The organism is Streptomyces plumbidurans (assembly GCF_019857225.1).
Taxonomy (GTDB): domain Bacteria; phylum Actinomycetota; class Actinomycetes; order Streptomycetales; family Streptomycetaceae; genus Streptomyces; species Streptomyces plumbidurans.
In genome coordinates this window covers 66,336-77,273 of record NZ_JAFJSY010000021.1, presented here as the reverse complement: position 1 = coordinate 77,273, position 10,938 = coordinate 66,336, and the positions used below count along the sequence as shown (strand labels likewise).

Genomic DNA, 10,938 nt, shown 5'->3' with positions numbered 1-10,938 from the left:
CAGAAAGGCCGACGGGCCGTGCGCACCGACACCCACCTCACGACCACCACCAACTCCACGACCACCACCAACTCCACGACCACCACCAACTCCACGACCATCACCAACGCCACGACCAACACCCTTGCCCTCGTCCGCAACCTCGGCATCCTCGCCCATGTCGACGCGGGCAAGACGACCGTCACCGAGCGGATCCTGTACGCCACCGGAACCACGCACCGGCGCGGCGAGGTCCACGACGGCACCACCGTCACCGACTACGACCCGCAGGAGCGCGACCGGGGCATCACCATCTTCGCCGCGGCCGTCAGCTGCACCTGGGACGGTCACCGGATCAATCTGATCGACACCCCGGGGCATGTGGACTTCGCCGACGAGGTCGAGCGCTCGCTGAGGGTGCTGGACGGCGCCGTCGCGGTGTTCGACGCCGTGGCGGGCGTGGAGCCGCAGAGCGAGTCGGTGTGGCGGCAGGCGGACCGGCACGGCGTGCCGCGGATCGCGTTCGTCAACAAGCTGGACCGCGCGGGTGCCGACCTCGATGCGGCGGTCGCCTCGATCCGGGAACGGCTCCATCCGGCGCCCCTGGTCGTGCAGTTGCCCATCGGCGCCGAGGACGCCTTCACAGGCGTCGTCGACCTCGTCCGCATGCGGGCGCTGGTGTGGGCCGACGGCGCCGACACGGCCGCCGAGGGTCCGGTGCCGGACGAGCTGCGCGAGGAGGCGCTCGGGCGTCGCCGGCTCCTTGAGGAGGCGGTGGCGGAGCTCAACACCCGTGCGCTGGAGGAGTTCTGCGCGCAGGGCTCCGTCTCCGAGCCGACGCTCGCCGCCGCCCTGCGCGAGGTGACGCGCACCGGCGACGGCGTGGTGGTGCTGTGCGGCTCGGCCTACCGCAACCGCGGGATCGAGCCGCTGCTGGACGCGGTGGTCGCGTATCTGCCCTCGCCGCTCGACGTGCCCGCGGTCCGGGGCACGTACGACGGTACGGAGCAGGAGCGAGCTGCCGATCCTCAAGTGCCGTTCGCCGCACTGGCGTTCAAGGTGAACGCGACCTCGACGGGACGGCTGACGTACCTGCGGGTCTATTCGGGAACGATCGGGAAGGGGGACGCCGTGTGGGACGCGGGCGCGCGCCGCGGCGAGCGGATCGGGCGGATCCTGCGGGTGCAGGCGGACCGGCACGCACAGGTGGACCGTGCGGTCGCCGGGGACATCGTCGCGGTCGTCGGGCTGAAGTCGGCCCGGGCCGGTTCGACGCTCTGCGCCCCCGGGGCCCCGCTCGTCCTCGAACCCCCGGGCGCCGCCGAGCCTGTGGTCTCCGTGGCCGTCGAGGCCCGCAGGGCCGGTGAGACCGACAAGCTGGCCTCGGCACTCGCGCGGCTGGTCGAGGAGGACCCCTCGCTGGTGGTACGGACGGACCCCGAGACCGGCCAGACGGTGCTGTCCGGGATGGGCGAACTCCATCTGGAGGTGGCGGCGGAGAAGCTCCGGTGCTCTCACGGCATCGAGGTCAACGTCGGCCGCCCCAGGGTCAGTTACCGCGAGACGGTCGGCCGCGGGGTGTCGGGGCTGGTCTTCCGGCACGTCAAACAGGACGGCGGGGCAGGGCAGTTCGCCCACGTCGTCCTCGATGTCGCGCCGCTCGGCGAGGAGCCCGAGGGGTTCGAGTTCCGCTCGGCCGTCGTCGGCGGGAGGGTGCCGCAGGAGTACGTCCGCGCGGTCGAGGCCGGCTGCCGGGACGCCCTCGCCGAGGGACCGCTCGGCGGGCACCCCGTGACCGGGCTACGGGTCACCCTCACCGACGGGGCGACCCATGTGAAGGACTCCTCGGAGACGGCCTTCCGCACGGCGGGCAGGCTCGGCCTCCGCGAAGCCCTGCGCGCCTGCGCGATGGTCCTGCTGGAGCCGGTCGCCGAGGTCACTGTCACCGTCCCCGAGGACGCCGTCGGCAGCGTCCTCGGCGACCTCGCCGCCCGCCGCGGCCGGGTCACCGGCTCGACCGCACGCGGCGGCGCAGCGGTCATCACGGCCACCGTGCCCCTGGCCGAACTCTTCGGCTACGCAACCCGATTGCGCAGCCGCACGCAGGGCCGCGGCACTTTCACGGCCCGGCCGGCCGGGTATGCGCCGGCGCCCGCTGCGGCATCGGTGCGGTGACCGGTCGCCGGGCATGACGCCGGCGCGGTGACCGGCAGGGTGGCCCCGTCCTCACGGCCGGGGCCACCCCCCCGCTCACGGGTACGACACCACCGTTGACGGCGTCGTCGACGTGCCCGATGTCGGTGAACCGGTCTCGTTGATGACGTGTTCGTACTGGCCCTGGCCGCCGAGCGAGACCACCAGCAGGTTGTGGAACTTCACGCCCGCGTTGTTCGGTGCGGCGAAGCCGTGGTGTTGGACGATCGTCGGGTCGACGTTGTAGTAGCAGTAACTGCCCAGCCCCCAGCCCTCGTGCGAGGTGACCGCGTCGCCCACCTTGTAGGCGGCGTAGCCCTTGACCGAGCCGTCCTGGACGGCGGCCTGGTTCGGGGCGTCGTAGGCCTTCTCGTTCTGGAAGAAGATCGTGCGGCCCCGCTGGCCGTTCCACTGCACGTCGTACTTGTTGAAGTGCTCGACGAACAGGCCGGTGCACAGCACGTCGTCGCCGTTGACGACGATGCCGTAGTCGGCCCGGTTGGTGTCCCAGCCCACCCCGGTGCCGTGGTCGGCACGCCACACCCAGGTGTGGTCGACGATGGTGTGCCGGCTGTTGATCACCATGCTGGTGGTGGCCTTGCCGGCGCCCGCTCCGCCGATGCGCACGAACACGTCCTGGACGGTGGTCGGGTTGGCGGAGTGGTCCGTGGAGGCGCCGCTGGGGCCGACCTCCAGCAGCGTCTCGGAGTTGACCGAACCGGCGTCGATGAGGAAGCCCGCGAGGCGCACGCCGTCGACGTCGGCCACGCGCACGGCCGTAACTCCGTTGTCGGGTACGAGAGTTGCGTACCCGAGGCCCAGCACCACGGTCCCCGCCCGGTTCACCTGGATGGGCTGGTCGAGGTGGTAGATACCCGGCGTCAGCAGCAGGTGAAGGCCCTGCTCCAGCGCCTGGTTGATGGTCGCCGCGCTGACGCCCGGCTGGGCGACGTAGAACTGCGACAGCGGCAGCGACGTACCCCTGGGCGTGCCGTTGCCCCAGGTCACCCCGCGGGCATCCGTCCGCTTCTCCGGCAGGAAGACGTTGTAGTCGCTGCCGTTGAGGTACAGGAAGGGCTTCTCGCGGGAGACCGGCGTGCTGTCGAGCGTGGTGTACGGCGGGTCGGGGAAGCTCTGCGCGGGGGCGCCCTCGACACCCGAGAACACCATGTTCCACACGCCGTTGAGCCAGCTGCCGATCGCGCTGTCGCGGGTGTACCACTGCTGCTGCGAGTACGGGCCGACCTGGCCGTCGATGCGGCTGTCGGCGATGTAGCCGCCGCTGGCCCAACCGTAGCCGGTGGGCGAGAGGTTGAGGCCGCCGCGCACATGCATACGGCGGAAGGGAGCCGCCTGCGCGACCGCCCACCGGTCCGTGCCGCTGACCGGGACCAGCGCGAGATTCTCCGCCGAACGCCAGAAGTTCTGCGTGGCGTTGCCGTTGAACCAGCCCGCGTCGACCGTGACGTCGCCGTTGATGGTCGTGTCGTCGGGGGAGAGACCGAGGCCCGCGATGGAGGTGTAGAAACCGAGTTGGGCGTTGAGACCGCTGTACGAGCCGGGCTTGAAGAGCAGGGCGTAGCGGCCGGTGCCGAACTGCGCCGTCTCCTGCTGCTTGAACACCTCGTCCAGCTTGGCCTGGATGCCGGGCGTGGACGGGTCGAAGACGATGACGTTCGGGCCGAGGTCGCCGCCGCCGGCCAGGAGGCGCGGCGTCTTCGCTCGTTTCTTCGGCTGGGGGGAGGCCGTGGCGCGCCCGGACAGGCCGAGGACGGCCGGTGCGGAGGCGGCTGCGGCGCCGAGGACGGTTCTACGGCCTATGTCAGGCAGAGACATGGGGCGGCTCTCCTGTTCATGAAGTGAACGGGGTGGGGGTTTGGGAGCGCTCTCTTGTCGGTGAATGCTTCAACTATCCGAACGATGGCGTCAAGGGGTAGGACCGGAGTTGCACAAGGGTTGCCGTACCCCTTGACTAGGCCATCTCTTGAGGTTTAACTCACGTCCTAAATTAAGCCATGAGTGCAATCCCTGAAGGGACACCGGGAGCCATGCGCAGCATCCGAGCCGCGGCCGTAGGCGCCGTCACCATGTCACTCGCCCTCGCCGCCACGGCATGCGGAGGCGGATCGTCGAGCGGTGGCGGTTCCAACGACTCGCCGAAAACGCTCACCTACTGGGCCTCCAACCAGGGCGCGAGCATCGCGATCGACAAGAAGGTCCTGCAGCCCGAACTCGACAAGTTCCAGAAGCAGACGGGCATCAAGGTCAAACTGGAGGTCGTCCCCTGGTCCGACCTGCTGAACCGGATCCTCACCGCGACCACCTCCGGCCAGGGCCCCGACGTCCTGAACATCGGCAACACCTGGAGCGCCTCCCTGCAGGCCACCGGTGCGCTGCTGCCGTGGGACGCCAAGAACTTCGGCAAGATCGGCGGCAAGGACCGCTTCGTCGACTCGGCCCTCGGCTCGACCGGCGCCGAGGGCAAGGACCCGGCGGCGGTCCCGCTGTACTCGATGGCCTACGCCCTCTACTACAACAAGGCGATCTTCGCCGACGCCGGCATCAGCAAGCCCCCGGCCACCTGGGCCGAGCTGATCGCGGACGGCAAGAAGATCAAGGCCAAGGGCAAGTCGCCGCTGGGCGCCGAGGGCGCCAACGTGTCGGAGAACATCCACCACGTCTTCGTCTTCGCCAAGCAGCACGGCGCCGACTTCTTCACCGCCGACGGCAAGCCCGACTTCACCAACCCCAAGGTCGTCGACGCGGTCAAGCAGTACGTCGACCTGATGGCCAAGGACAAGGTCATCCCGACCAACGACGCCGAGTACGCGCAGAACCAGTCGGTGAGCGACTTCGCCAAGGGCAAGCAGGCCATGCTGCTGTGGCAGTCGGCGGCGGCCAACCTCAAGTCGCAGGGCATGAGCCCGGACAAGTACGGCATCGCCCCCGTCCCCGTGCAGTCCGGCACCCCGGGCACCGGCGCCCAGACCAACTCGATGGTCGCGGGCATCAACCTCGCCGTCTTCAAGAACACCGACAACATCGACGGCGCCACCAAGTTCGTGAAGTTCATGACCAGTGACGCCGAGCAGAAGGTCCTCAACACGGCCTACAGCTCCATCCCGCCGGTCAAGGGCGCGCAGTCGGACGCCACCTTCAACTCCGCCTCCAACGCGGTCCTGAAGCAGACGCTCGCCACCAGCGCGGCCGCGCTGCCGCAGGTCGCCGACGAGTCGCAGTTCGAGACGGCGGTCGGTACGGCCGTCAAGGAACTGTTCGCCGACGCGGCCGCCGGGCGCGCGGTCACCACCGACTCGGTGAAGGCGAAGCTCGAGAAGGCCCAGCAGCAGATGCCGACGAAGTGAGCCCGATGACCACCACGACCCTCAAAGAGCCGGTGAGGGGAGACTCCACCGGGGCGGCGGCGCCCGAACAGCGCCGCCGCCCCGGGCGGATCCGCCGGATCGGACTGCCCTACCTGCTCCTGCTGCCCGCTCTGCTGCTCGAACTCCTGGTCCACCTGGTGCCGATGGTCATCGGCATCGTGATGAGCTTCAAGGAGCTCACCCAGTTCTACATCCGCGACTGGGGCACCGCGCCCTGGACGGGCTTCGGCAACTACAAGGTGTCGGTGGACTTCGACGCCCCGGTCGGCAAGGCCCTGCTGCACTCCTTCTTCGTCACCGTCGGCTTCACCCTCCTGTCGGTCGGCCTGTGCTGGCTGATCGGCACGACGGCGGCGATCTACATGCAGGACAACTTCCGCGGCCGCGGTCTGCTGCGGGCCCTGTTCCTGGTGCCGTACGCCCTGCCGGTCTACGCGGCCGTCATCACCTGGGTGTTCATGTTCCAGCACGACAACGGCCTGGTGAACCACGTCCTGCACGACCAGCTGCACATCACCGACAAGCGGTCGTTCTGGCTGATCGGCGACAACAGCTTCTGGGCGCTGCTGATCACGCACGTCTGGAAGGGCTGGCCGTTCGCCTTCCTCATCGTCATGGCCGGACTGCAGAACATCCCCAAGGAGCTGTACGAGGCAGCCGCGTTGGACGGGGCGGGCATGCTGCAGCAGATCCGCCGCATCACCCTGCCGTCGCTGCGGCCGGTCAACCAGGTACTGGTCCTGGTGCTGTTCCTGTGGACGTTCAACGACTTCAACACGCCGTACGTCCTGTTCGGCAAGGCCGCCCCCGAGGCCGCGGACCTCATCTCGGTCCACATCTACCAGGCGTCCTTCGTCACCTGGAACTTCGGCACCGGCTCCGCGATGTCCGTGCTCCTGCTGCTGTTCCTGCTGGTCGTGACCGGCGTGTACCTGGTGTTCACCTCACGCGGACGGAGGACCGGCGATGTCTGACGCCCACGTGTCCAAGTCGCCCATGGCGCCGCCGAGTTCCTTCCTGTGGTCCCGGCGGATCTTCCTGACCCTGCTCACCGGCTTCGTGCTGATCCCGGTGTACGTCATGATCTCCAGCTCGCTGAAGCCCCTCGCGGACGTCACGGGCCAGTTCCGCTGGGTGCCCAGCGGTCTGACGATCCGGCCGTACATCGACATCTGGTCGACCGTCCCGCTCGCGAAGTACTTCATGAACTCGCTGATCGTGTCGGTCTCGGCGACCGTGTGCTCGGTGGTGGTCGCGGTGTTCGCCGCCTACGCCGTCAGCCGCTACAACTTCCGCGGCAAGCGCGTCTTCACGGTCACCGTCCTGTCCACCCAGATGTTCCCGGGCATCCTCTTCCTGCTCCCGCTGTTCCTCCTCTACGTCAACATCGGCAACGCCACGGGCATCGCCCTGTTCGGCTCGCGCGGCGGCCTGATCCTCACCTACCTCACCTTCTCCCTCCCCTTCTCGATCTGGATGCTGATCGGGTACTTCGACTCGGTGCCGCGCGACCTGGACGAGGCGGCTCTGGTGGACGGCTGCGGGCCGCTGGGCGCGCTGTTCCGGATCGTCGTACCGGCCGCGATCCCCGGCATCGTCGCCGTCGCCGTCTACGCCTTCATGACCGCCTGGGGCGAGGTGCTGTTCGCCTCCGTCATGACCAACGACGCCACCCGCACCCTGGCCGTCGGCCTCCAGGGCTACTCCACGCTCAACGACGTCTACTGGAACCAGATCATGGCCGCCTCGCTGGTCGTCAGCGTGCCCGTGGTGGCCGGCTTCCTGCTGCTGCAGCGCTATCTCGTCGCCGGGCTGACCGCAGGAGCCGTCAAGTGACCAACTCCCCCCGCATCGAAAGGACTTCCGTGTCCGACCGCATCGACCTCGCCGCCTTCCCGAACGACTTCCTGTGGGGCACGGCCACAGCCGCGTACCAGGTCGAGGGAGCCGTCGCGGAGGACGGCAGGTCCCCGTCGATCTGGGACACCTTCTCCCACACGCCCGGAAAGGTCGCGGCCAACGACAACGGCGACGTCGCCTGCGACCACTACCACCGCTGGCGCGAGGACATCGGTCTGATGCGTCAACTGGGCACCAACGCCTACCGGTTGTCGATCGCCTGGCCACGAGTGATGCCCGGCGGCGACGGCCCGGTCAACCCCAAGGGCCTCGCCTTCTACGACGAGTTGATCGACGCCCTGCTGGAGGCGGACATCACCCCGTCCGTCACCCTCTACCACTGGGACCTCCCGCAGGCACTCCAGGATCGCGGCGGCTGGCCCGAGCGCGAAACCGCCCTCGCGTTCGCCGAGTACGCCTCGGTCGTCGCCGAGCGCCTCGGCGACCGCGTCTCGCACTGGGCCACGCTCAACGAGCCCCTGTGCTCGGCCTGGATCGGCCACCTGGAGGGCAGGATGGCCCCGGGCCTGACCGACCTGACGGCCGCCGTCCGGGCCTCGTACCACCTCCTGCTGGGCCACGGCCTGGCCGTCGAGGCGATCCGCGCCGCCGCCCCCTCGGCGCAGATCGGCATCGTCACCAACCTCTCCACCGTGCACGCCGCCACCGACCGCGACGAGGACGTCGCGGCCGCCCGCCGGCAGGATGGCCACGTCAACCGCTGGTGGCTCGACCCGGTCTACGGCCGCGGCTTCCCGGCCGACATGCGCGAGGTGTACGGCGTCGAACTCCCGGAGCAGGAAGGCGACTTGGCGAAGATCGCCGCCCCGCTCGACTGGCACGGCCTGAACTACTACATGCCGGCCACCGTCGCCGACGACCCCTCGGCCCCGGCACCCCACGTCCGCTCCGTGCGCCGCCTCGGCGTCCCGCGCACCGGCATGGACTGGGAGGTCGACGCGAGCGGCATGGAGACGTTGCTGCTGCGCCTCACCGAGGAGTACGGCGTCCGCCGCCTGTACGTCACCGAGAACGGCTCCGCCTACCCCGACGTCGTACGCCCCGACGGCACCGTCGACGACCCGGAGCGCCAGGACTACCTGGAGCGCCACCTCGCCGCCTGCGCCTCGGCCGTCCGCAAGGGCGCCCCCCTGGCGGGCTACTTCGCCTGGTCCCTGCTGGACAACTTCGAGTGGGCATACGGCTACGACAAGCGCTTCGGCCTCGTCCACGTCGACTACAAGACCCAGAAGCGCACCATCAAGGGCACCGGCCACCGCTACGCGGACATCGTCCGCACCCACCGAAACCGGGCGCGGCGGGCGGCCTGACACAGACGGCGGTGGGCGCAGGATTTTTAGGGGAGCTTGCGCCCACCGCACCCCCCGGGGAGCCACTCCGTGACCAGAGCGGGTGAAGCGGCAGTTCAGGCATCACTTCGACTGTCCAGGTAACCTCTCACTCATCGTCATTGCGGCCCGACGGGCTTCCGCTCCGCCTCGGTGGAGTCTCGAAGGACATGCCCCCACCCGCACGAGTCATTTCGTGCTGCCCGGGGGAAGGTCTTGCTGTTCCGCGCGTCCGCGAAAACGATCGCCGCCATGGCGCTCGACAGTTCGCTGTACCTCCACCTCACCGAGCAGTTCTCCCACCTGCACGGCTACCAGCCGAGTCCTTCGGAGGCCCGGTCCTGGGAGCGGAGCGTTCCCACGCTGACCGCCGCGCTCATCGACGCGGGTCTCGGTGACGTGGAGGTGATGCTCGAGTACGCGCTCCCCATGAACAGCAAGCGAGCCGACGCGATTCTCGCCGGCGTCCATCCGCGCACAGGCGCCCCCTCCTACGTCGTGGTGGAGCTCAAGCAGTGGAGCGATGTCGTACCGGACGAGGACGATCCGGTGCTCTGCCACGTCGTCTCCTACGCCCAGCCGGTCCTCAACCCCATCGAGCAGGTGCGCCGCTACTGCGAGTACCTCGTCAACTTCAACGGCGCGGTCGCCGACCATCCTGAACGGGTCGCCGGTGTGGCGTTCCTGCACAACGCGACCGAGTTCGACGTGGGCGCTCTGCGCGAGATCGAGTCCGACGAATGGGGCCAGTTGTTCGCGGGCGACAGCCGTGGCGGGTTCATGGACTACCTCCGCTCCCGGCTCAGCCCCGCACATCCGGGCGCCGCTGCCGCTGACGCGCTGCTTGCTGGCAAGACGGTCCCGTCAACGCAGTTGATGGCCGTCGCGGCCCAGGAAGTCCGCGAGCGTGAGCAGTTCGTGCTCCTCGACGAGCAGCAGGTCGCCTACCGCAAGGTGCTCAACGCGGTACGCAGGGCCCAGCGGTCCGACCACAAGGAGGTGGTGGTCATCACCGGTGGTCCCGGTACCGGCAAGAGCGTGATCGCGCTCTCGCTGCTGGGCGAGTTGTACCGGCGGGGCATCCCGGCCCTGCACGCGACCGGATCCCAGTCCTTCACCAAGACGATGCGCAAGGTCGCGGGCGCGCGCAAGCGCGAAGTGCAGGACCTCTTCAAGTACTTCAACAGCTTCATGGCGACGGAGAAGAACAGCCTCGACGTGCTGGTCTGCGACGAGGCCCACCGTATCCGTGAGACGTCCGCCAACCGCTACACGCCTGCCGCACGGCGGACCGGCAAGCGGCAGATCGACGAGTTGATGGACGTGGCCAAGGTGCCCGTCTTCCTGCTCGACGAGCACCAGGTCGTGCGCCCGGGTGAGATGGGCACGGTGGAGGACATCCGGGCCGCAGCCGCGCGCAGAGGGCTGAACTGCCCGGTCGTCAGGCTCGAGAGCCAGTTCCGCTGCGGTGGCAGCGACGCCTACCTGCGCTGGGTGGTGCGGCTTCTGGGCCTGGAGCCGGGTGGCCCGGTCGGATGGGACCCGGACGACCGCATGCAACTCCTGCTGGCCGACAGCCCGGAGCAGATGGAGAGCTTCCTGGACGGCTGCCGCGGCCGGGGCTACAGCGCTCGTATGTCGGCCGGTTACTGCTGGCCGTGGTCGCCGGAGCCCAAGCCGGGACAGCCGCTGCCGGCCGATGTGCGGATCGGCGACTGGGCGCGCCCCTGGAACCTGCGCGGCGAACGCTCCGTCTCGGGCGCACCGCCGTCCGCCCTGTGGGCCACGGACCCGGCGGGCTTCGGCCAGGTCGGCTGCGTCTACACCGCCCAGGGCTTCGAGTACGACTGGTCCGGCGTCATCATCGGCCCCGATCTGGTGTGGCGCGGCGACCGCTGGGTGACGGACCGAACCGCGTCCAAGGACCCGGTGTTCAAGCGTTCCACGCCCGACGCCGACGTGGACCGTCTGATCCGCAACACCTACAAGGTGCTGCTGACCCGCGGGATGGTCGGCACGGTCGTGTACTCCACGGATCCGGAGACCCAGGAGAAACTGCGGGAATTGATCGGTGTTGAGCGAAGCGCGACCGTCATGGCGTGATCGGCCGGCTGGATCCGCAGCTTTTGCGT

Annotated in this window: 7 protein-coding genes; 6 read left to right on the top strand and 1 reads right to left on the bottom strand. The window is 69.2% G+C overall.

Annotated elements, in window-relative coordinates:
- Window positions 1-99: 99 nt before the first annotated feature.
- A complete protein-coding gene (fusA, locus tag JYK17_RS16580; RefSeq protein ID WP_222810640.1) occupies window positions 100-2,154 on the top strand; it encodes an elongation factor G in 2,055 nt (684 codons plus the stop codon).
- Window positions 2,155-2,229: 75 nt separating this feature from the next.
- Here the strand turns inward: fusA and JYK17_RS16575 are convergent, their stop codons facing one another.
- Complete coding sequence (locus JYK17_RS16575) at window positions 2,230-4,008, bottom strand: pectate lyase-like domain-containing protein (RefSeq protein WP_108006188.1); 1,779 nt, start codon at window positions 4,006-4,008, stop codon at window positions 2,230-2,232.
- 212 nt (window positions 4,009-4,220) lie between these two features.
- On the opposite strand from JYK17_RS16575, the gene JYK17_RS16570 reads away from it, so the two are divergent.
- From JYK17_RS16570 to JYK17_RS16550, 5 genes are all read left to right on the top strand, one after another.
- Entirely contained in the window at window positions 4,221-5,537 is a 1,317-nt protein-coding gene (locus tag JYK17_RS16570) for an ABC transporter substrate-binding protein (protein WP_128801451.1), read from the top strand.
- Between the two features lie 5 nt (window positions 5,538-5,542).
- Window positions 5,543-6,532 (top strand): carbohydrate ABC transporter permease, encoded by a 990-nt coding sequence (locus JYK17_RS16565; RefSeq protein ID WP_128801450.1) that lies wholly within the window; start codon window positions 5,543-5,545, stop codon window positions 6,530-6,532.
- A gap of 22 nt (window positions 6,533-6,554) precedes the next feature.
- Window positions 6,555-7,394, top strand: a complete 840-nt coding sequence (locus JYK17_RS16560; RefSeq protein ID WP_108007438.1) for a carbohydrate ABC transporter permease — start codon at window positions 6,555-6,557, stop codon at window positions 7,392-7,394.
- Window positions 7,395-7,423: 29 nt separating this feature from the next.
- Window positions 7,424-8,788 carry a GH1 family beta-glucosidase gene (locus JYK17_RS16555; RefSeq protein WP_108007436.1) on the top strand — a complete coding sequence of 455 codons (1,365 nt, stop codon included), beginning with the start codon at window positions 7,424-7,426 and terminating at the stop codon, window positions 8,786-8,788.
- Window positions 8,789-9,022: 234 nt separating this feature from the next.
- Entirely contained in the window at window positions 9,023-10,909 is a 1,887-nt protein-coding gene (locus JYK17_RS16550; protein WP_108006185.1) for a DUF2075 domain-containing protein, read from the top strand.
- Window positions 10,910-10,938: the final 29 nt, after the last annotated feature.

Bases quoted from the DNA above. Each gene is read 5' to 3' on its own strand.
- JYK17_RS16575 (WP_108006188.1), bottom strand. From the start codon at position 4,008: ATGTCTCTGCCTGACATAGGCCGTAGAACCGTCCTCGGCGCCGCAGCC.
- JYK17_RS16570 (WP_128801451.1), top strand. From the start codon at position 4,221: ATGCGCAGCATCCGAGCCGCGGCCGTAGGCGCCGTCACCATGTCACTC.
- JYK17_RS16565 (WP_128801450.1), top strand. From the start codon at position 5,543: ATGACCACCACGACCCTCAAAGAGCCGGTGAGGGGAGACTCCACCGGG.
- JYK17_RS16560 (WP_108007438.1), top strand. From the start codon at position 6,555: ATGGCGCCGCCGAGTTCCTTCCTGTGGTCCCGGCGGATCTTCCTGACC.